Annotated in this window: 26 protein-coding genes; 17 read left to right on the top strand and 9 right to left on the bottom strand. The window is 68.5% G+C overall.

From position 1 onward, the window contains the following. Nucleotides 1-271 precede the first annotated feature (271 nt). A complete protein-coding gene (locus tag C469_RS13785) occupies nt 272-1357 on the bottom strand; it encodes a pyridoxal-phosphate-dependent aminotransferase family protein (RefSeq protein WP_008007609.1) in 1086 nt (361 codons plus the stop codon). A 190-nt stretch (nt 1358-1547) separates the two neighbouring features. Here C469_RS13785 and C469_RS13780 point away from each other — a divergent pair, with 190 nt between their 5' ends. The 3 genes from C469_RS13780 to C469_RS13770 all read left to right on the top strand — a co-directional run bounded on the left by C469_RS13780 (nt 1548) and on the right by C469_RS13770 (nt 3739). Next, nucleotides 1548-2165, top strand: a complete 618-nt coding sequence (locus tag C469_RS13780) for a hypothetical protein (RefSeq protein WP_008007607.1) — start codon at nt 1548-1550, stop codon at nt 2163-2165. A gap of 371 nt (nt 2166-2536) precedes the next feature. Next, nucleotides 2537-2695 (top strand): DUF7512 family protein, encoded by a 159-nt coding sequence (locus C469_RS17280; RefSeq protein ID WP_169330837.1) that lies wholly within the window; start codon nt 2537-2539, stop codon nt 2693-2695. Further along, a complete protein-coding gene (locus C469_RS13770) occupies nt 2696-3739 on the top strand; it encodes a sulfite exporter TauE/SafE family protein (RefSeq protein ID WP_008007603.1) in 1044 nt (347 codons plus the stop codon). It begins immediately after the preceding gene. 25 nt (nt 3740-3764) lie between these two features. Here C469_RS13770 and C469_RS13765 read toward each other — a convergent pair whose 3' ends face one another. Beyond that, nucleotides 3765-4562, bottom strand: coding sequence for an inositol monophosphatase family protein (locus C469_RS13765; protein WP_008007601.1), 798 nt, complete (start codon nt 4560-4562; stop codon nt 3765-3767). Between the two features lie 148 nt (nt 4563-4710). On the opposite strand from C469_RS13765, the gene C469_RS13760 reads away from it, so the two are divergent. Next, nucleotides 4711-4968: a hypothetical protein gene (locus C469_RS13760; protein ID WP_008007599.1), complete on the top strand. Its 258-nt coding sequence runs from the start codon at nt 4711-4713 to the stop codon at nt 4966-4968. A 798-nt stretch (nt 4969-5766) separates the two neighbouring features. Here C469_RS13760 and C469_RS13755 read toward each other — a convergent pair. Both C469_RS13755 and C469_RS16895 read right to left on the bottom strand, forming a co-directional pair. Next, on the bottom strand, nt 5767-6408 hold the full coding sequence (locus tag C469_RS13755; RefSeq protein ID WP_008007597.1) for a hypothetical protein: 642 nt from the start codon (nt 6406-6408) through the stop codon (nt 5767-5769). Nucleotides 6409-6436: 28 nt separating this feature from the next. Continuing rightward, nucleotides 6437-7165 carry a hypothetical protein gene (locus C469_RS16895; RefSeq protein WP_147587313.1) on the bottom strand — a complete coding sequence of 243 codons (729 nt, stop codon included), beginning with the start codon at nt 7163-7165 and terminating at the stop codon, nt 6437-6439. A 450-nt stretch (nt 7166-7615) separates the two neighbouring features. Between C469_RS16895 and C469_RS13745 the strand changes: the two genes are divergently transcribed. Next, a complete protein-coding gene (locus tag C469_RS13745; RefSeq protein WP_008007593.1) occupies nt 7616-8203 on the top strand; it encodes a DUF7344 domain-containing protein in 588 nt (195 codons plus the stop codon). Then, nucleotides 8200-9069 (top strand): hypothetical protein, encoded by an 870-nt coding sequence (locus tag C469_RS13740; protein WP_008007591.1) that lies wholly within the window; start codon nt 8200-8202, stop codon nt 9067-9069. The genes C469_RS13745 and C469_RS13740 overlap by 4 nt, the downstream gene beginning before the upstream one ends. Before the next feature lie 6 nt (nt 9070-9075). Here C469_RS13740 and C469_RS13735 read toward each other — a convergent pair whose 3' ends face one another. Genes C469_RS13735 through priS form a run of 4 tightly spaced genes read right to left on the bottom strand, consistent with a single transcriptional unit; the run spans nt 9076 to nt 13146 of the window. Continuing rightward, nucleotides 9076-10320: an MBL fold metallo-hydrolase gene (locus tag C469_RS13735; protein ID WP_008007590.1), complete on the bottom strand. Its 1245-nt coding sequence runs from the start codon at nt 10318-10320 to the stop codon at nt 9076-9078. A gap of 25 nt (nt 10321-10345) precedes the next feature. Then, the gene (locus tag C469_RS13730; RefSeq protein ID WP_008007587.1) at nt 10346-10972 is read right to left on the bottom strand and encodes a DUF998 domain-containing protein; all 627 of its coding nucleotides are present in this window, start codon (nt 10970-10972) and stop codon (nt 10346-10348) included. A 12-nt stretch (nt 10973-10984) separates the two neighbouring features. After that, nucleotides 10985-11986: a DNA replication complex subunit Gins51 gene (locus C469_RS13725; protein WP_008007585.1), complete on the bottom strand. Its 1002-nt coding sequence runs from the start codon at nt 11984-11986 to the stop codon at nt 10985-10987. After that, nucleotides 11983-13146: a DNA primase small subunit PriS gene (gene priS / locus C469_RS13720; RefSeq protein ID WP_008007583.1), complete on the bottom strand. Its 1164-nt coding sequence runs from the start codon at nt 13144-13146 to the stop codon at nt 11983-11985. The genes C469_RS13725 and priS overlap by 4 nt, the downstream gene beginning before the upstream one ends. Nucleotides 13147-13616: 470 nt before the next feature. On the opposite strand from priS, the gene C469_RS17275 reads away from it, so the two are divergent. The 3 genes from C469_RS17275 to C469_RS13710 all read left to right on the top strand — a co-directional run bounded on the left by C469_RS17275 (nt 13617) and on the right by C469_RS13710 (nt 16190). Then, complete coding sequence (locus C469_RS17275; RefSeq protein WP_008007581.1) at nt 13617-13763, top strand: hypothetical protein; 147 nt, start codon at nt 13617-13619, stop codon at nt 13761-13763. A 547-nt stretch (nt 13764-14310) separates the two neighbouring features. Then, nucleotides 14311-14586 (top strand): PadR family transcriptional regulator, encoded by a 276-nt coding sequence (locus C469_RS13715; RefSeq protein WP_004046948.1) that lies wholly within the window; start codon nt 14311-14313, stop codon nt 14584-14586. 263 nt (nt 14587-14849) lie between these two features. Then, complete coding sequence (locus tag C469_RS13710; RefSeq protein WP_008007578.1) at nt 14850-16190, top strand: aminotransferase class III-fold pyridoxal phosphate-dependent enzyme; 1341 nt, start codon at nt 14850-14852, stop codon at nt 16188-16190. 18 nt (nt 16191-16208) lie between these two features. On the opposite strand, the gene C469_RS13705 is transcribed toward C469_RS13710, so the two are convergent. Further along, nucleotides 16209-16862, bottom strand: a complete 654-nt coding sequence (locus tag C469_RS13705; RefSeq protein ID WP_008007575.1) for a non-canonical purine NTP pyrophosphatase — start codon at nt 16860-16862, stop codon at nt 16209-16211. Between the two features lie 120 nt (nt 16863-16982). Between C469_RS13705 and C469_RS13700 the strand changes: the two genes are divergently transcribed. The 8 genes from C469_RS13700 to C469_RS13665 all read left to right on the top strand — a co-directional run bounded on the left by C469_RS13700 (nt 16983) and on the right by C469_RS13665 (nt 23414). Then, on the top strand, nt 16983-17408 hold the full coding sequence (locus C469_RS13700; RefSeq protein WP_008007573.1) for an SHOCT domain-containing protein: 426 nt from the start codon (nt 16983-16985) through the stop codon (nt 17406-17408). Between the two features lie 85 nt (nt 17409-17493). Further along, the gene (locus tag C469_RS13695) at nt 17494-18819 is read left to right on the top strand and encodes a 5'-deoxyadenosine deaminase (protein ID WP_008007571.1); all 1326 of its coding nucleotides are present in this window, start codon (nt 17494-17496) and stop codon (nt 18817-18819) included. A 131-nt stretch (nt 18820-18950) separates the two neighbouring features. Further along, the gene (locus tag C469_RS13690; RefSeq protein WP_008007569.1) at nt 18951-20057 is read left to right on the top strand and encodes a DUF4382 domain-containing protein; all 1107 of its coding nucleotides are present in this window, start codon (nt 18951-18953) and stop codon (nt 20055-20057) included. Nucleotides 20058-20178: 121 nt separating this feature from the next. After that, nucleotides 20179-20499, top strand: a complete 321-nt coding sequence (locus C469_RS13685) for a BolA family protein (protein ID WP_049911446.1) — start codon at nt 20179-20181, stop codon at nt 20497-20499. A 13-nt stretch (nt 20500-20512) separates the two neighbouring features. After that, a complete protein-coding gene (locus C469_RS13680) occupies nt 20513-20926 on the top strand; it encodes an EamA family transporter (protein ID WP_008007565.1) in 414 nt (137 codons plus the stop codon). A gap of 90 nt (nt 20927-21016) precedes the next feature. Further along, entirely contained in the window at nt 21017-21217 is a 201-nt protein-coding gene (locus C469_RS13675) for a hypothetical protein (RefSeq protein ID WP_008007562.1), read from the top strand. 126 nt (nt 21218-21343) lie between these two features. Beyond that, complete coding sequence (locus C469_RS13670) at nt 21344-22753, top strand: class II fumarate hydratase (protein ID WP_008007560.1); 1410 nt, start codon at nt 21344-21346, stop codon at nt 22751-22753. 154 nt (nt 22754-22907) lie between these two features. Continuing rightward, nucleotides 22908-23414, top strand: coding sequence for an OsmC family protein (locus C469_RS13665; RefSeq protein WP_049911445.1), 507 nt, complete (start codon nt 22908-22910; stop codon nt 23412-23414). Nucleotides 23415-23431: the final 17 nt, after the last annotated feature.

The raw sequence follows: 23431 nt of genomic DNA, 5'->3' as shown, positions 1-23431 counted from the left end.
GGGTGGGACTCAAAGGGGCAGTCGGTGAGGCGGGCGCAGGGGACGCAAGGACCACAGGGAGTGAGCGAAGCGAACGACCGAGGACCGCAGCGAGCGTGCGCCCGCCTCACCGACTGGGGCTTTGGATGTGTTCACCGCCGGATCGCTGTCAACGACTTATAAGTGACCGGCTGGGCCTTCGGAGGCGTTCGCCACCGAATCGGAAGTAACCACTTTATAAACGAACGTACGCGTCAAAACCGGATTCACCCGCGACCGATCTACCGGCTACTTACAGCACGTCCGCCAGCGCGTCCATCGCCTCGTCCACGCGCTCGACCCGCGCGTTGTGTCCCATGTGCCCGACTCGCAACACGTCGTCGGCCATCTCTGCCAACCCGGTCGCGAGGAGCACGTCGTGGTCCTCGCGGAGCCGCGTCTGCACCTCCTCGGCCCGGCCGGGCACCTCGAACGCCGTCACCGTCGGCGAGCTCCGCTCGGGGTCCGGGAACGGCTCCAGCCCCAGCTCCGCGCCGCGCTCGCGACACCGCGCCGCCGCGGTCCGGTGTCGCTGCCGGACCGCGTCGAGGCCCTCGTCGAGCCACAGCCCGAGCGCCGCGTCGAGCGCGACGACCTCGGTCGTGAGGTGGGTGTACGGGAACCCCTCCGACGTGTCGCGCCACGGGAGGAAGTTCGTGTACAGCGAGTGCGGGTCCCGCTCGTCCATCGCCGCCCACGCGCGCTCGCTGATCGCGGCGGTGGTGAGCCCCGGCGGCGCGCTGAAACACTTCTGAGAGGCCCCCAGACAGACGTCGATCCGGTCGGTCGGCACCGAGACGCCCCCGAGCGACGAGACGGCGTCGACGACGGTGAGAACTTCCCCGTCCGCCTCCTCCAGGAGGTCGAGCGCGGGCCCGAGGTCGTTGAGGGTCCCCGTCGGCGTCTCGCAGTGGACCATCGTCGCGACCTCGAACTCGCGGTCGGCGTCGGCGAGGACCGACTCGAGCTCCGCGAGCGGGAGGGAGTCGTCGTACTCCGCCGAGACCAGCGTCGCCTCGCCGCCGTACGACTCGACGAAGTCGGCGAAGCCGTCGCCGTAGAGCCCGTTCGAGAGACACAACACCTCGGTGCCGGGCTCGACCAGCGAGGCGATCGCGGCCTCGAGCCCCAAGATCCCCTCGCCGCCGGGGACGACGACGTCGCGGGCCGGCCCCGCAGCCGCGTCGTCTCGATCGACCCCGTACACCGTCGCCAGTCGGTCGGTCAGCCGGTCGTAGATCCGGTGGAACTCGGGGTCCACGTCGGGGTTTATCAGCTCGCGGCTCATCGCGTCGCGGACTGGAGCGGGGACCGCGGTCGGTCCCGGCGTCATGAGCATACGCCGTCACCGGGTTCCATCGGCATAAGGACGCCGTCGTGGGGCGCGATTTCGTCGGCGGCGTCCCCGCGAGCCCGGTGTCGACGCCTCTCTGTGAGGCCGCCGTCGAGGCCCCTGCAAGCCCGTCGTCAACATCCCTCACGGTCCCGCCGATACGTTAATAGGTATCTGTCGCTTCGGTTAGGCCACAATGATGCTTCCGACCCACGTGCTCGGCGGGATGCTGCTCGCCGCGCCGCTGGTGCGCGTGGCCCCGGAGTTGGCGCCGATCGGCTTCGTCGCCGGGTTCCTCGGGGGCCTCTTCCCGGATCTCGACATGTACGTCGGACACCGGAAGACCCTCCACTTCCCCGTGTACTACACCGTGTTCGCGGCGCTCGCCCTCCTCGTGGCGCTCGCAGCGCCGGCGGCGGCGACCGTCGCCGCCGCCCTGTTCCTCCTCGGGGCGGCCGTTCACAGCGTCGCGGACGTGTACGGCGGCGGGCTGGAGCTGCGCCCGTGGGAGGGGAACTCCGACCGCGCCGTGTACGACCACTACCGCGGGACGTGGGTCGCCCCGCGCCGGCTCGTGCGGTACGACGGCGCGGTCGAGGACCTCGCGCTCTCGGTCGGCCTGTCGCTTCCCCTCCTCTACCTAGTCAACGGGCCGCTCGAGCAGATCGTGCTCGGCACGCTCGTCGTCGCCGCCGTGTACACGATGACTCGCCGCTACCTCGCGGAGCTCGCGGCCCAGATCGCCCCGTACGCGCCGCCCGCGCTGTCACCGTTCCTCCCGGACCGGTATCTCGACGACGAGCCGGAACAGTAGGATCGACGGCCGCGACGACGATCCCGTGCGATAGAATGGTCGAATTTTTGCACAACCACGTGACCGGCTGACGGCGATATCGCTCGCGACGAGCGAACAGGAATCGGTTGCGAACCGAGTGTGAGGCTCGTTCACGTCAGCCACTGCTCGTCAGACGGCGATTTTTCCCACGCCGACGGGATCTAGGTGCGGGAGTTGATAACCTCGTCATAAGTTACGGATCGTGCCGCGTTCGTCATACGGATATAGTATTGTATAGTAAACCCAAAACTGTTATAGCTCACCGACTGCTACGGATGATGTATGACTGAAATCGGACCGCGGGAGTGGGGGCCGTCGACCGCGAGCGCGCCGCGCGGAGGGGGAGACCGATGACCGGGACGGAGCTGCTGCCCGGCGCGTCGCCGACGGTGGCGGCGCTCGCCGTGATCGGCGTGGTGGTCCTCGAGGCCGTGCTGTTGTACGCGGGGTACGGGGTCGTAGAAGACCGGCTCGGTCCGGTCGTCTTCAGACGGATCGCCCGGAGATAGATGTTCGCGCTACTCGGACTGACGCCCGACCTGTTCGCCCTCTTCGTCGTCTTCGGCTTCATGGTCGGGGTGTTCTTCGGCTTCTTCGGGATGGGCGGGTCGTTCCTCGTGACCCCCGCGCTGCTCATCCTCGGCTACTCCGCGCCGGTCGCCATCGGGAGCTCGATGGCGTTCGTGTTCGGGACCGCCGTGATCGCGACGATGAAACACCACGACTCGGGACAGGTGGACTACCGGCTCGGCGCGCTGATGTTCGTCGGGATCGCCCTCGGGATCGAGGCGGGCAGCCGGCTCGTGTTCGGGCTGGAGGTGCTCGGCGTCGCGGAGGCGGTCGTCGGGGTCGCGTACGTCCTCGTGCTCGCGGCCATCGGCCTCCTCTTCACGCGGAGCGCGCTGAACGACGGCGACGAGACCGGCGGCGACGGCGACGAGGCCAACGACGAGACCGACGGTGAGACCGGTGGCGGCGACGAGGTCCCCGCGATCGCGCAAAAAGTCCAGTCGTACGAGGTCCCGCCGATGATGACGCTGGCGGACGGACAGCGGGCGTCGCTGTGGACCATCTCCGGCGTCAGCGCCGGCGTCGGAGTGATTTCCGGCTTCCTCGGCGTCGGCGGCGGCTTCGTCCGGATGCCGGCGATCTACTACGTGATCGGCACCTCCCTCGCGGCGGCGGTCGGGACGAGCCTGTTCACCGGGCTGCTCTCCGGGGGCGTCGGGGCGTTCACCTACGGTCGCGCCGGCGTGATCGACCTCGGGATCGTCACCGCGCTGCTGCTCGGGAGCGCGCTCGGCGCCCGGATCGGCTCCGGGGCGACCGCGTACGTGGACGAGGACGACGTGACCGTCTACTTCGGGCTCATGCTCCTCGTCGCGAGCGTCGCCGTCGCGCTCGGCGAGGCGGCCGCGTGGCTCTCGATGCCCGTTCTCGACCGGGTCAGCTTCGTCCTGCTCGTCGGCTCCGCGCTGTTCGTCTGCGCGACCATCCTCTACCACGGCGCCCTCGCCGTGCGGCGCGAGCGGGGTCCGTCGCCGTCGCCGTGAGCGGACCCCGTCTCGGCGCTCCCCCTCAGTCGAGCCCGTCGATCGCGCGTGCCGCCTCGAGCACCTCGTCGTGGAGGGCCCCGTTCGAGACGACGAGCCCCGTGGAGTCGTGTCGCCAGCGGTTCCCTTCCAAGTCGGTCGCTTTCCCACCGGCCTGTCGGACCATAAACACGCCCGCGACGGAGTCCCACGGGTTCGCCCGCAGGTTCGAGATGGTCCCTTCCAAGCCGCCCGCGGCGACGGTCGGTAACACGACCTGTGCGGCGCCGAGACGGCGCATGTCGCCGAAACGCCGGACGATCGCCTCGCAGGCGGCGGCGTACTCGTCGCGGGAGTCGAAGTCCCACCAGAGCGTCGGGTCGACCGCGGCCCGCCGCGGGTCGGACACGTCGCTGACGCGCATCGGCTCCCCGTTGCGGTACGCGCCGTCCGCGTCGGCGGTGTACACGTCGCCCAACGCGGGCGCGACGGTGGCCGCCGCGACCGGCTCGCCGTCGACGACGGCCGCGACCGCGGTCCCCCACACGCGGATGTCCCGGACGTAGTTGTTGGTGCCGTCGATCGGGTCGATCACCCACGCCGCCCCCCGCTCGGGGACCGTCTTGCGCTCGTCCTCCTCCTCACCCACGACCGCGTCGTCCGGGAACGTCTCGCGGATCGCCTCGATCACGGTGCGCTGGGCGGCGCGGTCCGCCTCCGTCACCACGTCGTCCTCGCCTTTGGTCTCGACCGCGATGTCGCTCCGGAACCGGTCGTTCGCGACCCGCGCGCCGGCCCGCGCCGCGCGTTCGGCGACGGCGGCGCGCTCGTCAGTGTCAGCCATGGGCACGCTCAGTCCCCCGGACGCGTATAAACGTCGATCTCGCCAGGGACGAGCGTCGGCGTCGGTCTCACGAGCGGCGCGACGGGGAATAATTAACTCAATTCCGAATCCGAGTACACTTAAGTGGGTTCGGGTCAGAAGGACGCGTATGGAACCACAGGAAGCGGTCCGCCAGCTCGAGTACGCAATCGACGCCTCCCTCGACGAGACCGGACAGCGCACGGCCGCCACCTACCGCCCCACCTTCGAGCGCGTCGCCGACCGCGCCGACGGGAGCGCCGTGTACACGCTCGCCTGCGACCTCGCCGGCGAGGTCGTCGCCGGAGACTGTCCCAGCCCCGCCGAGGCGAACGCGAGCGCCGATCGCGTCCTCGACGACTGGGCGTACACCGACGGCGGGGCGTAGGCTCCATCGAGTCGGTGAACGCCGCGACTTCTCTCCGTTTTCAATGTGACCGCCCGCCCAGCGACCGATCCCACGTCTGATGCTTCACCCGATCCCGTGTCGTCGTCATTGACACCTCCTTGCTCCTCAGGCTCTGCGATCCGGGTGTGAATCGATATCCCGTCGATGAGTCGGACGGCCTGATGCGATGTCGACGACGCGGGTGTCGACTTCGATACTGACCGGAACAGCATTGTCCTCGGGCGTGAGTCGCGTGACTTTTTGGATTCTCGACCGGCTCGCCGTCAACGACAGCGGTAACGCCCGTCACTCTCCCGTGATCGATCCATGCTTCGGCGTCCGCGTCGCTCTCGTCGGTAATGTGGAAAAGCGCCTCCAAAGGGGCGACCGAAGCCATATCGATCCCGCCGGCGTGATTTGAGGGTCATCCTCGGAAATGTGCCCTCGTGTCCGTCGTTTCCGTCGACATCGGTAGGGATTGTCACCCGGCTAGAGTGTGTCCTTGTCGTCGACGGGATCGGCGGGACTGTCCACGACTGACGGGCGGATGGAAAGCGGAAAAGGTCGCCGTACTGGTGACGAGAGCCAGCAATGTCGTCGCATTCTGGGTCGGCACCGGTAGCGGGATCGAGGTATAGATACCGAAGTACTGCGTGCTCGATAGTGAATTGAGAGAGCAATGATCTAAAAATATTCACTAATTCGGGTATAAGTCGTTTTGCAGGATAAACCCAATTCTCACGCAGTCATCGAGCCACCCCCTGGGGAATACTGAAGAACAAAAAGTAGAATTAGGAGTTAAACTGCCGCTGCGCTAACAGTTAGCGTTCCGGAGATCTCGTCATCCGTCGTGCCTCCGAGAGAGTTCACGAGGAAGGAAACCCCGAACGAGTCGCCGACTGATAACGTCTCGGTAAACGCCGTACCGTTATCGATCGGGCTGGTCGTCTTAGCGATCCGCTCGCCTTGGTTACCTTTCGAGGTCTGTAGCTCGAAGGCGTACATGGTGTCGCTTCTATCCTCTATATCGTCATTGATCTTAAATGAGACAGTAATCTCTAGTTCCCGTGAGGTGTGATTCACGATCGCAAAGGCGGACTCCAGACTCTCCTGATTATTACTGATGTCCGCAGGGTTGTCGTCGGTAACGAGCGTGAATGTTCCCTCTGTCAGGTGATCGACACCGTCTCTCTTGACGAATTCTCCGAACTGGTAGACGGAGTTGATATTTACCCCTCCGTTCTCTTTACCGATGTCGATAGTCAGTTCGCCGCTGTCGGTATACACTCCTGCGATCTCCTCATTCGGGATCAGCGCGAGTAGGGCGTCGCTATCGTTGACGACGGTTATGTTTGACTCCCTCGTGATCTCTGCAGAGCTAAAGGCGCCGGTTCCGAAGGTTAAGCCGGCGGTGCCGACCAGCCCTCCCAGCCCGACCATGACATCTCGCCTGTTCATTGATGGCTAGTTATTCCGGGGGATCCGGATCGATGAAATCATCGTGACTTCCCGCTCTCACCGTGATCTCTCCACTGAGATCAGCCGGAGGTTCAGTATCTCCAACTTCGACGATCAGAGAAACCTTGACCGTGTCACCGGAGCCAACATCTTCCGACCAGTCGGCGTCGTCAGTGTACAGGATGCTCGCACGGCGAGCATCCGGAGTAGCCTTTGCTACTAGTGCACTGACCTCTTCGGATTCGTCGCTTCCACTATCATAGTGGGAGATCATATAGACACTGGCACTGTCGGGGAAGTCGCCATTTGCGTCGTAGGTGACTTCTACGGCGCGCGCCTCGCCTGATTGATTGAGAAGTTGGAACGCACATTCTGTCTCAATTCCTGTATCCGTGTCGATAGCCAGCGTTTCCACGGAATCGACAACATCTGGCTCGCCCGGAATCTCGTTAAGGTTGTCAATTCCGCCGAGACCACCGACCTGATAGGTGGAATTGGGATTGACGCCGGCTCCGTCTGCGCTATCTGGATTGAAGTCAATCTTCAGCTGCCCGTCTTCATCGTAGACTAAATCAGTTCCACCGGGTTCGAGTCCAATCAGCCCATTACTATCATTGACAACACCGATGTTTGCAGTCCGAGGGCTGAGCTCTGCGGCCGTAAACGCACCAGTCCCTGTTGCAGCTGCCCCGCCGGCAGCGAGCGATCCCAGACCGATCACGAATTTGCGTCGTTCCATGTCGTCTCTCACCTGTGTTCACGCACCCCCGCAACCCGGACGTCCGGGCCGGGAGCGCTCGGATAAGCCATACGGGGAGAGGTACTTCGTTATGATATTCTCGACATGTTCGCGTGCCGACCTCGATGCGTGGCGGGGGCGGCTCGATGCGCCGAGGGCGCTCCTCGTCGCTCGTATCGTGGCGAGCCTGAATCCGGGTAAACGGCGCCTAAATCCTTTTAAACGGGATTTCCGGTAATCAAGGACTCCCTGAAGAACCGGTCGTGAGTACATACCGGCCTCAGGTGTCGCTCGGTAGACCGACGATCCGACCCTGTTCGTGACAGTATTCTTGTCATTTCTAGTTAACTATCCTACCAATTTATGACAGAGTGTTACACACGGTACAAGCGAAAATCGCCGGTTTGGGGGAGGCGGATCCGCCGGCGCGGAATCGGGGTGCTCACATTCATGGTCCCTACGGCTGCCACGACGAACGAACCGGTCCGGAACGGGGGTGAACTGTCCGAAGACGAGGTCTTCGAGGTGCTGTCGAACAGGCGGCGACGATTCGTCATCCACGCGCTCAAGCGCGCGGAGGAGCCGATCGACATCTCCGAGCTCTCCACGCACGTCACCGCGTGGGAGCGCGGCGTCGATCCCGGCGAGGTCCGGTACGAGGACCGCCGGAACGTGTACAGCACGCTCCAGCGAACGCATCTGCCGAAGCTGGAGGAGAAGAACGTGGTGACGGTCGACGAGGAGGCGAACGTCGTCGAGCCGACGCCCGAACTGGAGGGGCTCGACATCTATATCGAGGTCCTCCGCAGCCGGGAGATCCCGTGGAGCCTCTACTACGTCGGGCTCGCGGGCGTCGCCGTCTCCCTCCTGCTCGCCGTCGCCGCGGGAACGCCGGGGTTCGCCGGGCTCGAAGCGCTCGACGTGGGGGTGTTCACCGCGACCGCCTTCGGCATCTCCGCCGCCGCCCATCACGTCATCGGCCGCCGGGCGCGCCTCGGCAACACCGAGAAACCGCCCGAGCTCCGCGAGCGACGATGAGCGCCGTCACCCGATCGCCACCGGCCCGCGTGAGCGCCCTGCGGACGCTGAGCCTCGTGCTCGCGTTCGCGGCGGCGGTCGGGCTGATCTTCGGCACCGCCGGGTTCACGGCGATGAGCGCCGACCGCGGCGTCACCGCGAACGTCACCGACGACGAGGGCGCGTACCTCGGCTACGCGCCGGCGGCCGACGAGGTCAACGGCGGAGAGTCCGCGGCCGTCGTCGAGTACCGCAACCAGTTCGCGACCGACCTCGACGAGTTCGACGTCGACGTCTCGATCGCGGACCGCGGTTCGACGGACGCGACTCTCGAGTCGGTCGAGACCCCGTCGTCGCTCGACCGCGGAGGCGTCGCCGCGGTCGACGTCACGCTGCGCTGCTCCGAGGGAGAGACGGTTCCGCTCCTGTTCGAGGCCGACGGGAGCGGGAGCGGTGTCAGCGTCTCCCTGGACCGCACCCACACCGTGACGTGCGAGTCCGGGGAGCCGAACGTCACAGGGGTCCGATACACGGGGGTCGGAAACGCGTTCGTCGACGCCGACGACCGAGACGGAACCGTCGAGGCGGTCGTGTGGCTCACTGACGCCGAGCCGGGTGCGGACGGCTCCGAGGGAACGCTCCGCGCTGAGGCGGTCTCGACGCTGAACACGTCGGCACCCGTCCGACCACAGCTCCCGTCCAACGCGTCGGACGAGCGCATGGCGGCAATCGAATTCCCGGAACAGGGGATCGCGTTCTTCCACCCGAACTGGAACGGGGAGAACCACGCCAGCCCCGGGGCAGGAAGCGGTGTCGGCTTCGCCGACGTGCCGCTAGACGCCGAAACCGTGTCGAACACCTCCGTCGTCGACGAACAGGACGACTGAATCCCGTTATACCTCGATCCGCTCCCCGAGTTCCGGCGCGCTCGCCGCGAACCCGTCCGCCCGGAGGTCCTCCGCGAACGCCTCGCAGCGGTCGCCGTGGTTCACCAACACCCGCGCCCCGCGATACGACTCCAAGAACGCCTCCAGCCCGCCCCGGTCGGCGTGCGCGGAGAAGTCGTACGACTCCACCCGGGCGCTGACGGGCCGCACCGTGCCGTGTATCGCCAGCCGGCCGTGTTCCTGGAGCTCGCGGCCGGGCGTCCCCTCGACCTGATAGCCCGTCAGCGTCACCTTGTTCGTCGGATTCCCCCGGATCTCCGGGAGGTACGAGTGGACCGGGCCGCCGGCGAGCATCCCCGAGGTGGTGACGATCAACTCGTTGTCGCCGGCGATCCGCTCGCGCTGGCCGTCGCGCCCGGTGACGAAGCGCGCGGCGCCCTTCGCCCGGCGGAGCGCCTTCGGGTCCCGGAGGAACTCGGGGTGCCGGCGCACCAGCCGCGTCACCTCGACGCCCATCCCGTCGACGTAGGGCGTCAGGTCGTTGGCGTCGGCGACGAGCATGAGCTCCTGGGTCCGCCCGATCGCGAACGCCGGCGCGACGACGGTGCCGCCCTCCCAGACCGTCGTCCGCACGCTCTCGGCCCAGCGGTCCTCGACGGCGCGGCGGTCCTCGTGGGTCACGTCCGCGTACGTCGACTCGCAGATCACGGCGTCGGCGGCGGGTCGATCGGTCGTCCCCGAGACCAGCCGCTGGTCGTCGGTGTGGAAGTCGCCCGTGTACAGCAGGCGAGTCTCTCCGTCGTCCAGGAGGACGTGCGCGGAGCCGGGGATGTGGCCGGCGTTGAACAGCGTCACCTCGTACGCGGTTCCGCCCGCCTCGACGACGAACGGCTCCCGGTAGGCGCGGCGCTCCTCGACCTCGCCGAGCCGCGCGACGTGCTCCTCCGAGAAGGGGCAGAGGGGGCTGTTGCCGTGGAGCTTCAAGGTGTCGCGCGCCAACACTCGCGCCAGTTCCGCGGTCGGCGGCGTCCAGTGGATCGCGGGTCGGCGGTCCCCTTTCAACAGCGCCGGCACCGCGCCGACGTGGTCGAGGTGGCCGTGCGAGACCACCACGGCGTCGGGCTCGGGGTCGCGGAGGGGGTACTGCGGGGGGTCCGCGGTCAGCAGGCCGTAGTCGAGGAGGAGCGCGTCGTCGACGAGGACCGCGCTCCGACCCACCTCGCGGGCGCCACCGAGGAACTCGACCTCCATGGCCGAAGCCTACTCCCTCGCGGCGTTAGTGCTCGTCGGTCCGGGCCCCTCCGGATCGCGGCTCGGCGGGGCCGAGCACCGGCAGGGGACCGAGGGCCCACACCCACGCCGCGAGCATGAGCGCGCCGGGTAGCTCCGGGAGCGCGAGCCCGGACACCGGCCACCACCCCGCGGCGAACGTCGCCCAGACGGCGACGTGGACCGGAGCGAACGCGAGGACGACGCGTCCGGTCGCCGTCCCGCGACGCGCGAGACCGTCGACGGCGAACGCGACCGTGACGAGGGCGTAGAACCCGACTGCGGCCGGACCGTGGAGCGGCTCCGTGAGGTCGAAGGCGCCGACGCCGGCCATCGCGATCATCGCCAGCGCGAGGACCGCTGCGCGGACCGCAGCGGTTCTCCCGCCCCTCGCCGCCGACCGCCGGAGGCCGACGGCGTAGGCGACGCCCGCGAGGCCGCCGAGGACGAGCCCCCAGTTGAACGCGGGGGCGCTCGGGTCGCGGACCCCCAGATCGGAGAGCGCGTCGCTCGCCCACGAGAACGTCGGGTCGAGGAGGATGGCGACCGCGATCCCGCCGAGCGCGAACAGCGTGGCCGCGGCGCCGAGCGCTCGCGTGGCGGCGCCGTCGACGCTGTCGGCGGCGACGGACATCGAGAAACGGCCTCAGTCGAGTCGCTCCGCGGCGTCCCGCTGGACCAGCGGCTCCGCGTTCTCGTCGGGGAGGGTCACGACGTCCTCGTTCGCGAGGTCGTACTCCCGCTCGTCGACGCCGAATATCGACCCCACGTCGCGGGTGATTCTGACCGTGGCGCGGTCGGGAGCGTTCGCGGTCGCTCCGTCGACCGCCGGCGCGTCGTCGCCCGCGGGCGTGTCGGAATCTCCGTCCGAGTCCGCGCCGGACGCTCCGGGCGCTCCGGGCGGGGCGGGCTCCGGCGGGACGGGAGTCGGACCGTCGCTCGCGGTCGCGTCGCCGTCCGCGGTCGGGCCGTCGGCCGCGCGCGACCCGCCGTCGGTCGTGGCGTCGGTCGACGCGTCGAGGGCGTCTGCCACCTCTCCGTCCGGACCGCCCATGGCGCCCGCGAGCGCGTCGCCGCTCACCCCGGTCTCTCCGGCCTCTTCGGCTTCTCCGGTGTTCGCCGCCCCGTCGTCACCCCTCGGAGGGGTTTCGACCGGGGGCTCGGGGTCCGGGGCGGGCGGCGCCGGGTCCGCAGCCGCGCTTTCGTTCGTCGGCGGGGACGGACTCGGCGGAGCCGCCTCGTCTGCGGGCGTCGGGGGCGCCTCGCCGGCGAGCACGTCGAGCACCCGCGACTTGTTCTGGCCGATCCGGTCGACGAGGTCGTCGAACAGCTGCCGCTCCTCCGCGGTCATGCCGTCGGCGTCGACCGACATGTCCGCCGCGGCGAACGACGCGAGCTTGACGACCTTGCCGACGCGGCGCTCGTACAGCGCCTCCGCGACCTCCTCTGCCGTCTCGACCTCGTCGGACATCCGGCGCACGTCGTCGTCGGAGAACGGCTTGTCGACCTGCTCCGCGCGGCGGTCGCGGGCCGCGCGCAGGTCGGCGACGTAGGCGGCCACGTCGTCGTAAAAGGAGTCCCGCAGGTGCTGGAGGCTGTCCTTGCGGCGTTCCTTCGCCTGGGCCGATCTGAGCTCGTCGAGGTTCATCGTTCGGGGGCTTTCCGCGCCTCGCCGCGGGCCATCAGGAAGACCCCCGCGAACTCGGGCACGGTGTTTCTACCGGGTTCAACTCTAACGCGCTCGCCGTTTAATTCTACCGTCCGATCGGCGTCGGTCTCGATCCGGATCTCGCGGCCGACGAACCGGTCCGGGACCGCGTCGCGGAGCGGGTCGAAGGCGTCCAGCTCGTCGCGTGCGATCGGCGTGACGACGAGCCCGGAGCCGCCGTGGAGCGTCCCCGGAAGCCGGATGAGCCGCCGGGTGTCGGTGGTGACCGGCTCGTCGATCGGCGCGGTGTCGGTCGCGGTCACGCGCGCGGCCAGCGCGGAGACGAGGCGGCGAACGCCGGGGCCGCCGGCCTCGACGTTGCCCTCGCGGACCGCGGTCGGGTTGCGCTCGAAGGCGCCGAGGATCGTCTCAGCGCGCCCCTCGCCGATGCCCTCGAGCTCCATCAGGCGCTCTCGGGCCGCGTCCTCGTCCATGTCGCGGAGGTCGTCGGCGTACGCGACGAGCGCCTCGTGGACGCGCGCGCCCCAGCCGCCCTCGGTGCGGAGGACGCGCTTGGTCGTGCCGCGCTCGGAGACCGTCCGGATCAACCCCTCGGTGTCGAGGTCGATCGCGCGGACGTAGTCGACGACCTCGCGGCGCGCCTCGCTGTCGAGCTCCCGCACGCTCTCGTCGCGGACGTGGACGTGGTAGCCGCGTCCGCCGGAGAAGACGACGGAGAGGTCGTCGAACGCGAAGTCGCCGTCGAGGAAGTCGAGGAGTCGCAGGAGCGCACGCTTGCACTCGGCGAGCATCTCGGGGTACGAAGTGGTCTCCGGGTCGACTCCGGGGAGGTGGTCGGCGTCGAGGTCGAAGACGAGGTCGGCGGAGCGCCACCCCTTCCCCGACATCGTCGACGCGCCGGGGTCGTCGTAGCGCGCGGCCGAGAAGTACGCGTGCCGGGGCGCGTTGTCCGCGAAGAACGTGTCCACGTCGCCCAGGTCGTACAGCGACTGGTGCCGGAGCATCGTCGTGCCCGACCCGGGCGTCCACGGGATGTGGCCCCACTCGCGGAGGTTCGCGTCCGGCGGGAGCGCCGGCGAGGCCCGGCGGTAGTAGTCGCCGAACCGCCCTTTCAGGTACTCGCGCGTCCGGTCGTCCATCGTCTCATCGAGTATCGCCGGTCGACGTATCAACGTATCGTTCCGGGCGAGCGGGGTGCGAGGGGGAACCGCGACGGCAACCACTTATAAAGACGAGGCGGTGGCGCGCGCCTCCGAGCGGGCCATCGGCCCGCGAGGAGCGTCGCGCGAGGGAGTCGGTCGCCCGAGCGAAGCNTGCGGGGTGGGACTCAAAGGGGCAGTCGCCGGCGGCAACGCCGCCGGCTTCCAGAGGCGCGAAGCGCCTCGCTGCCGCGAGGACGACGCTTGACGACGCAAGGACCGCAGGGAGTGAGCGGAGCGAACGACCGAGGACCGCAGCGAGTCACGCGAGTCGTCGCGGCTGGGGCTTTGGAGGTCTTCACAGTCAATCTGCTAGCACCCATTTATAAATAGACAAGAGTATCTCTCGATCATCAAAACGGATCGACCGCGGCCACAACACTATCCCGGCACGACCCGTATCCGTACGCATGCGCTCCGAAGACGAGGTTCGCGAGCAGTACGAGTTCCTCCGCGAGCAGCTCGACGACGAGGAGATGAACCACCGCGGCGTCGAGGAGCTGTTCACCCACTACAAGCGCGCGCTCGGCTGGGTGTTAGAAGAAGAACACATGTAGCGCGCGCTCGTTAGGTTTATCAACTGGTACCCTGTACAGACAGGTGACGCTTCGTCTGGAGGGCCGAAGCGTCAGCGGGGACCAATGGCACGCCCGACGCGGCTTTTTTCCGCGTCGGGCGCGCCTCTTTCCGACCGACTACCAATACCGAAGAGCGACGGCGCCGTCGCGAGCGGGCGACCATCGATCGACAGCGATCGACGGCGATCGACAGCGATCGACACCGGATCCACGCTCGCGATCGCTCCGGAGCCCGCACTCGCGTTCGCTCCGAAACCCAACCTCGATCGCCCGCAAGCCGCCGAGAACGCCCGACACTGTTTGTACCGTGGCTCGACTCAGCGCGTCGATCTCCCGACGCGGCGGATACGTCAAAGCGTAGAAACGAACTCGCGGCGGCTCAACGGCGGTCGAATCGGAGAGACGGTTGATCCGCTGACAGAACGGATCCCGTGAAATCCGCGCATTACGCGGGTGTGATGATGAGATAGACGCTTCTTATAACGGTATATTTATTTATTCAGGATAGGTATGTATGAGCCGTTGCATGTACGACCTCACAGGTTTCCAGCGTGACCTGCTCTACGTGATCGCCGGCTTGGACGAGCCTCACGGACTCGCTATCAAGGAGGAGCTCGAAGACTACTACGAAAAGGAGATCCACCACGGGCGGCTCTATCCCAACCTCGACACGCTCGTCGAGAAGGGGCTCGTCGAGAAGGGTCAACGCGACCGGCGCACGAACTACTACACGCTGACCAGGCGCGGGCGACGCGAGATCGACGCGCGGACCGAGTGGGAAGCGCAGTACGTCGACCACTGACCGGTCGAGTACCGATCGGTCGACTCCGCCGGCGGACCCGGCGGTCCGTAGCGATCAGTCTCTCGTCTCTGGCGTCCCTCGCGTCTCTACCGCTTCTCGCGTCCCCGTCTTCCTCCTCCAGTTCGGGTTTCTCCCTCTAGTTCGGGTTCTTCCTCCGTTCTGCGCGTTGTCCACGCCCGAGCGGTTCGCCCCGGGAGTTGGACGTTTCTCCAACTTCGCGCGGATCGCCTTTGGTTTATTCTCCCCGGGAGCCACACGTCGGCATGGATCGCGACACCGCCACGCCCGACGTAGCCGACCTCCCGGGCGACCGCGCACGGGAGTGGGTGGAGTACCACCACGAGTCGGCCGCGCCGAGCACGTACGTCTACGAGTTCGTCTGGGACCGGACCGCGCCCGCCGAGGGCCCCTTCTGTACCGACGTCGACGGCAACGTCCTCATGGACTTCACGAGCCACGTCGCCGCCGCGCCGCTCGGGTACAACAACCCGAAGATTATGGAGCCGCTCGCCGAGTTCGACCTGGTCGACCCGCTGAAGATCGCGGGCCAGGACTTCTACGTCGCCGGCGGGGAGTCGCCCGGCGACGGGCTCCCGGGCTCGTCCGGCCTGATGGAGCGGCTCACCGAGGTCACCGCCCACTACGACATGGACACCGTCTTCCTCTCGAACTCCGGAGCGGAGGCGGTCGAGAACGCGATCAAGATCGCGTACGACGACTCCGGCGGCGCCAAACACGCGATCGCGTTCGACGGCGCGTTCCACGGCCGGACGCTCGGCGCGCTCTCGCTCAACCGTTCCAAATCGGTGTACCGCCGCGATTTCCCCGAGATAAGCGGCGTCCACGACGCGCCGTTCTGTGACGACCGGAACTGCACCGCCGAGACCTGCTCGTGCGGCTTCTTCGCCGACGGCGTCTCGCAGCTCCGCCGGAAGCTCGACCCCGAACGCGGGCACGTCGACCCCGACGACGTGGCGTACCTCATCCTCGAACCGATCCAGGGCGAGGGCGGCTACCGGTTCCCCTCCGACGCGTTCACCGACGAGATCGCCGCCCTCGTCGACGAACACGACATCACGCTGATCGCCGACGAGATCCAGTCGGGCGTCGGGCGCACCGGCGAGATGTGGGGCTCCGACCACTACGCGCTCGAACCCGACGTGATCACCAGCGCGAAGGGGCTTCGCGTCGGGGCGACGATCTCCCGCTCGGACGTGTTCCCCGCGGAGAAGAGCCGGCTCTCGTCGACGTGGGGCGCGGGCGACATCATCGCGTCCGCGCAGGGCGCGCTCACGCTCGACGCGATCCGCGAGCACGACCTGATGGACAACGCCACGGTCCGGGGGCGACAGTTCAAAGAGACGATGCGCGACGCCGACCTCCCGGGTGTCGACGACGTGCGCGGGAAGGGGCTGCTGCTCGCGTTACAGTTTGACTCCAAGGAGCGCCGCGACGCGGTCCTGAAGAACGCGTTCTCCCGAGGCCTGCTCACGCTGGCGTGCGGCCACGACGTGCTCCGGGTCCTCCCGCCGCTCGACGTCACCGAGCGCGAGATCGAACTCGGCTGCGACCTGCTCGCTGCGTCTATTGGCGACGCGGCGTAGCCGGCGTTTCGACCCGCATCACCGCTCCGCGTACCACTCCGCGAACTTCTCTAACGCGCGGCCCCGGTGCGACACCGCGTTCTTCCGGTCGGTGTCCATCTCGGCGAAGGTCTCGCCGTCGTGTTCGAAGATCGGGTCGTAGCCGAACCCGCCCTCCCCGCGCGGCGCGACGATCCGGCCGGGGACGTACCCCTCGAACAGCTTGACCGGGAGCGTCTCGGCCGCGCCGCGCTCGCCGGCTCCGCCCTCGTCGCCGGCTCCGCCCGGTCCCGCCGCCGCGGCCGCGTTCCGGTCCCCCCGATCGACCGGGTCCGGGCTCGCGGCGAACCCCTCGCCGTCGCAGTAGCCGAGCACGCAGCGGAACGCGGCCCGCCGGTCGTCGAGGTCGGCCGCGATGTCGCGGACGCGCTCGACCCCCAGCGTCTCCTCGACGTACGAGGAGTACGGGCCGGGGAAGCCGTCGAGCCCCTCGACGAACAGCCCCGCGTCGTCGACGAGCACCGGCTCGCCCGCGTGGCGGTACGCCTCGCGCGCGCCCTGCGCGGCGATCGGCCCCAGCTCCGGGGCCTGAATCTCCGGGTAGTCGAAGTCGAGCCGCTCCACCGAGCCGTCCCGGAGGTAGCGCTCCGCCTCGCGCACCTTCCCGGGGTTCGTCGTCACGTATCTGAGCACGGGTCGGGATGCGGGCGGCCGGAACGAATAGCCGTCGGTCGCGGCCGACGGCGCCCCCGGCGACCCGACCGCTGACCGCCCGGCAGTACGTTTTTGTTGATTCGTCGAAACCTCACGCGTATGTCCCTCCCGACGTTCGAGAAGAAGCGCCTGATCGGGCTCATCGCGATCCTCTCGTTCGGGCTCACGTCGCTGTTCGCCGTCCTCCTCCCAGAGGTACTGGGAGCGCTGATCCCCGCCACGTTCATCCTCGGGTTCTTCGTGCTCGTCCCGCTGGTACTGCTGCTCGGCGAGGACTTCCCGCTCGTCGAGTCCGAGAGCACGGGCGGGGAGTCGGCGTCGACACCCACGGCGACCGACGACCCGCTGGCGACGCTTCGCGAGCGGTACGCGACCGGCGAGATCGGCGAGGAGGAGTTCGAGCGGAAGCTCGATCGACTGCTGGAGACGGAGGAGCTCGAGGGTCGCGTCGGCGATGCCGACGGCCGGGACCGACGCGGCGCACGCGACCGCGGCGAGCGCGAGCGAGAGCGGGAACTCGATTAGCGCCAGACGAGGGATCCACCGGTCCGGCCGCCGTCGACCTTCGAGGGACACCCTCTTAAGAGCCGACTGTCAGGAACGGACGGACATGCTGATCGCCGGAACCGTCATCGCCGACCCCGAGACCGTGATCCCCGACGGCGCCGTCGTCGTCGAGGGGGAGACGATCGCCGCGGTCGGCGACGCCGAGGCCCTCCGCGAGGCGTACCCGGACCACGACCGGCGCGAACTCGACGTCGTCGCGCCCGGACTCGTCGGCGGCCACGTGCACTCGGTGCAGTCGCTCGGCCGCGGGATCGCCGACGACGCCGCGCTCCTCGACTGGCTGTTCGACGCCGTGCTCCCGATGGAGGCCGCGATGGACGCCGACGCGACCCGCGCCGCCGCCGAGCTCGGGTACCTCGAGTGCCTCGAGAGCGGGACGACGACCGTCGTCGACCACCTCTCCGTCAACCACGCGGCGGAGGCGTTCGAGGCCGCGATCGAGACGGGGATCCGCGCGCGGCTCGGGAAGGTGCTGATGGACCGCGACTCGCCCGCGGGCCTGCTCGAGGACACCGGCGCCGCGCTCGCCGAGAGCGAGGCCCTGATCCGCGAGTACCACGGCGCCGCCGACGGCCGGGTGCGCTACGCGGTCACCCCTCGCTTCGCCGTCACCTGCAGCGAGGCGTGCCTGCGGGGCTGCCGCGACCTCGCCGACCGCCACGAGGGCGTGACGATCCACACCCACGCCAGCGAGAACGAGGACGAGATCGAGACGGTGGAGGCGGACACGGGACACCGGAATATCCTGTGGCTCGACGAGGTCGGGCTCACGGGACCGGACGTGACGCTCGCGCACTGCGTCCACACCGACGAGCGCGAGCGCGAGGTGCTCGCCGAGACCGACACGGTCGTCACCCACTGCCCCTCCTCGAACATGAAGCTCGCCTCGGGGATCGCCCCCGTACAGGACTACCTCGACCGCGGGGTCACTGTCGCGCTCGGCAACGACGGCCCGCCCTGCAACAACACCCTCGACCCCTTTACCGAGATGCGGCAGGCGAGCCTGCTCGGGAAGGTCGACGCCCGCGACCCGACGCGGCTCCCGGCCGAGACGGTGCTGGAGATGGCGACGGCGAACGGCGCGCGCGCCGCCGGCTTCGACCGCCTCGGCACCCTCCGCGAGGGCCGGCGCGCCGACGTGATCGGACTCACCACCGACCGCACCCGCGCCACCCCGCTCCACGACCCGCTCTCGCACCTCGTGTACGCCGCTCACGGCGACGACGTGACGTTCGCGATGGTCGACGGTCGGGTGCGGTACGACGGCGGCGAGCACGTCGGGATCGACGCCGACGCGGTCCGCGAGCGCGCCACGCGCCACGCGAAGCGCGTCGTCGAGGAGGCCGGCATCGAGACGGCCGAACCGTAGCCGTCGGCGGCGGAGCTGCCGTCTATTTATAAATGACCGAGGCGAGCCCGTGCAAAACGGGATTGATCCGCACAAATTCGGGCAGAGGATCTCCCTTATATACCCGTGTGGGGGCCGTTCGGTGACTCACCATGACGGACCGACCGCGGACGACAGGCGACGACCGCTCGCAGGACACCCCCACCGACGGCTACCGGCGGCGGGAGTTCGTCGCTCTCGGTGCGGGCGCGAGCGCGACGATGCTCGCGGGCTGTGCCGGCGACGGGGGGATCACCTCGTCCGACGGCTCCGACGCCCCGGATGACTCGGACGGTTCCGACGGCTCGGACGGCTCGGAGACGCTCACCGGCAACTTTCGACTGCTCATCAGCGACGCGCCGGCCGACATCGGCGACTTCGACCGGCTGAACGTCACCCTCGACGAGGCACGGCTCTTCGAGGCGCAGGACGAAGACGAGGATGAGGATGACGAAGAGGATGAGGATGACGAAGAGGATGAGGAGGAAGATGAAGATGAGGACGAAGAAGACGACGGGAGCGACCAAACCGGCAACGAGAGCGAGGAGGACGATCCCGCGAACGGAACCGCAGAGGAGGGCGACGAAGCCGACGGCGGCGACGAAGAAGAAGACGAATCTGACGACGGTGAGGAAGACGACGAGTCCGACCGCGGCTTCACCGTCGTCGACCTCGACGACGCGACGGTCGACCTCACGCAGGTGATCGAGGACGACGCGATGGCCGTGTTCGACGGCGAGATCCCGGCCGGAAGCTACGAGAAGATCGAGCTCTCCGTCACGACGGTCGAGGGGATCGTCGACGGCGAGGAGGTCGACGTGAAGCTCCCGAGCGAGAAGCTCCAGATCACGAACGGGTTCGATGTCAGCCCCGACGAACCGGTCAGTTTCGTCTTCGACATCAACGTCGTCAAACGGGGCAAGAACAACGGCTACATCCTCAAACCCGTGATCTCCGGGAGCGGCGTCGCGGGGCGGGACGTCGAGGTGAACGAGATCGACGGGGACGACGAGGACGATGAGGACGGCGATGGCGACGACGGCGAAGGCGAAGAAGACGAAGAGGACGCCGAAGGCGAAGAAGACGAAGAGGACGGGGAAGGCGAAGAGGATGAGGCGGAAAGCGACGAGAGCGACGGGTCGACGACCGACGGAAACGAGACCGGCGACGGGTCGGGCGACGCCGAGAACGGAACGGCCGCGAACGAGACCGAGAGCTGATCGAGACCGCGGCTGAACCGGTGTCGAAGCCGAACGAACCGGAAGCGGGGGCGGGAGACGAGCGCGGCGCCGGCCGCCGACCATGCGGTCGCTTTTTGACGAGGCGGACCCGATGGCGCGTATGACCATCGATCCGTCGGCGATCGCCGATCTCATCGAGGACGGGATTCCGGACGCCGTCGCCCGGGTGACGACCCCGCGCGTCCATGACGACGAGGACGAGGACGCCCACTTCGCGGCGTGGGTCGTCTCGCCCGCCTTCGAGGGGGAGTCGCTCGTCGACCAGCACCAGCGCGTGTACGACGCCGTCGGCGACCACATGACCCGGTCGGTCCACGCCCTGGAGATCAAGACGTACACCCCCGAGGCGTACGCGGAACACGGCGACGGCGCCCTCGACGACGACCTCCGCGAGGCGGGGCTGTTCCCGGTCGAGGAGTAGTGGGGACGGACCGGTGAACCACGTCATCGGACTCGCGCTGATCGGCGCGGTCGCGTGGGGGTTCTGGGCGGTGTTGGCGGACGTGGCGACGCGGTCGATGGCGCCGGAGGCGGCGATGATCGTCTCGTACACTGTCGGGATCGGCGTCGCCGGACTGTACGTCCTCCACCGGGGGACGACCGTCCTCGGAACCGACCCGACCGCGATCGGGATCGCGGCGCTCGCCGGCGTCGCCTCCGGAGTCGGCGCGATCGCGTACTACGCGGCGCTGCAGGCCGGCGCGGCGGGGATCGCGACGACGATCACGGCGCTGTACTTCGTCGTCGCCGCGGGGATCGGCGTCGTCGCCCTCGGCGACTCGCTCGCCCTGAGCGATGTCGCCGGCATCGGCGCCGCCGTCGTCGCGGTCGTGCTGATCGCGTATTGAGCGACGGCGGACGTCGCCCGCCGCGCGACGACCACCGCCCGCAGATCGGCGGCGTCGGCTTTTAGGTGCCAGGCCGTTGAACGCCGTCGCATGCGGCTTCCGCCCTCCCTGTTGTATCGCTTGCGGGACGCGTCGCGGCCGATCGTCGCGGTCGTCGCCGCCGGGTTCCTCGGGGCGCAGTTCCTCCGCGGCGAGGCGCTCGCGCCGGGGTTCGGCTGGGTGCTGCTGCTGTTTTTCGGGATGACGCTCGGGTTCGTCGCGCTCGCGGGATGGGCGACGGACCGGGAGTGAGCGACCGACGGAGCGGACGAGGCCGCGATGGTCGGGGTCGCGTTCCCGGTCGGCTCTCGCTCCCGTCCGCGTCTCGCCCGGCTCGCTTCCAGTAGCTTTTACCCGGTCTCGCGGGAACGCGCACGTATGAGCGAAGACTACCGGACGGAGGAGGACAGCCTCGGCGAGATGCAGGTGCCGGCGGAGGCCTACTGGGGCGCGCAGACCCAGCGCGCCGTCGAGAACTTCCCCATCTCGGGGATCGGAATGAGCCGCCGGTTCATCCGCGCGCTCGGCGTCGTGAAGAAGGCGGCCGCGCAGGCGAACCGCGATCTGGACCTCATCGACGACGACACCGCGGAGGCGATCGTCGCCGCCGCCGACGAGGTCATCGCCGGCGACCACGACGACCAGTTCCCGGTCGACGTGTTCCAGACCGGCTCCGGCACCTCCTCGAACATGAACGCCAACGAGGTCATCGCCAACCGCGCCGCCGAGATCGCCGGCGCCGAGATCGGCGACCGCGTCGTCCACCCCAACGACCACGTCAACTACGGCCAGTCGTCCAACGACGTGATCCCGACCGCGATGCACGTGGCGGCGCTCGAGGCGGTCGAGAAGGACCTCGTGCCCGCGCTCGAAACGCTCCACGCCGAGCTCGAGGCCAAGGAGACCGAGTTCGACGGCGTCGTCAAGACCGGCCGCACCCACCTGCAGGACGCCACCCCGATCCGGCTGGGACAGGAGTTCGGCGGCTACCGGACCCAGGTCGCGAAGGGGATCGAGCGCGCCGAGGGCGTCCAGCCGAACCTCCGCGAGCTCGCCTTGGGCGGCACCGCGGTCGGCACGGGCCTCAACACCCACCCCGACTTCCCCGAGCTCGCCGCGGAGTACATCTCCGACGAGACCGGGACGACGTTCCGCGAGGCCGACAACCACTTCGAGGCGCAGGCCGCCCACGACGCGATGGCCGAGGCCCACGGCGCGCTCCGCACGGTCGCGGGCAGCCTGAACAAGATGGCGAACGACCTGCGGCTGCTCGCCTCCGGCCCGCGAAACGGATTGGGAGAGGTCGAGCAGCCCGAGAACCAGCCCGGCTCCTCGATCATGCCCGGCAAGATCAACCCGGTCGTCGCCGAGTCGGTCAACCAGGTCCACAAGCAGGTCGTCGGCAACGACGCCGCGGTCTCGGCCGGCGCCGCGCGCGGCGAGATCGACCTGAACCTTTATAAACCCGTCATCGCGCACAACTTCCTCGAGTCCGCGGAGCTGCTCTCGAACGCCGCGGCGACGTTCGGCGAGCGCTTCGTCGCGAAGCTCGAGGCCAACGAGGAGCACTGCGAGACCCGCGTCGAGCAGTCGATGGCGCTCGCGACCGCGTTGAACCCCGCGATCGGCTACGACAAGGCGTCGAAGGTCGCGAAGACGGCGTTACAAGAGGGCAAGAGCGTCCGCGAGGCCGCGATCGACGCCGGCTACCTCACCGAGGAGGAGGCCGACGACGTGCTCGACCCCGAGGCGATGACCCACCGCGTCATCCTCGGCGACGACGACTGAGCGTCGGTGAAGAGGCTGTGAAGATGCGGTGAAGAGGCTGTGAAGATGCGGTGAAGAGGCTGTGAAGATGCGGTGAAGAGGCAGGGAGAGACGGTGGGGAGGCGGCGACCGAGGTCGGCAGAACGCTTTTTGTGAGCGAGAGTGAGTGACACGCATGGCTGATAGTGACTTGCGAGCAGATCAGGAACCGCTGAAGAGAGAGTACGAGGAGAACCCCGAGGCGGCCCAGATCACGCTGTCGGCGACCGGCGAAGAGCAGGACGACGCCCGGTCGTGTAGCGTGGACATCGGCCGGGCGATCTACGAGGCGGAGTTACACGAGGGCGCCGGCGGCCCCGGCGGGGGCGCCTGCTCGGGCGACCTCCTGCTGGGCGCGCTGGCCGCCTGCTCCCAGCTGACCGCGCAGGCCGTCGCCGAGAGCTTCGGCGTCGACGCCGACGTCAGCGTCGAAGCCAGCGGCGACCTCGATCTCCGCGGGACGATGGGCGTCGACGACGAGGCCCCGGTCGGGTTCGAGGATCTCCGTCTCGACGTCACCGTCGACGGCGACATCGACGAGGACACCCGCTCGGCGCTTCGGAAGTACACCGAGAAGTACTGCGTCGTCTACCAGACGCTGGCGGATCCCCCGGCGGTCGAGACGAACTGGACGTTCGAGTGAGGGGGCGCGCCCCGCGC

The sequence above is a fragment of the Halorubrum lipolyticum DSM 21995 genome (assembly GCF_000337375.1).
Classification (GTDB): domain Archaea; phylum Halobacteriota; class Halobacteria; order Halobacteriales; family Haloferacaceae; genus Halorubrum; species Halorubrum lipolyticum.
Note: the sequence above shows the minus strand (reverse complement) of the source record. Positions and strands in the feature narration are given on the sequence as shown.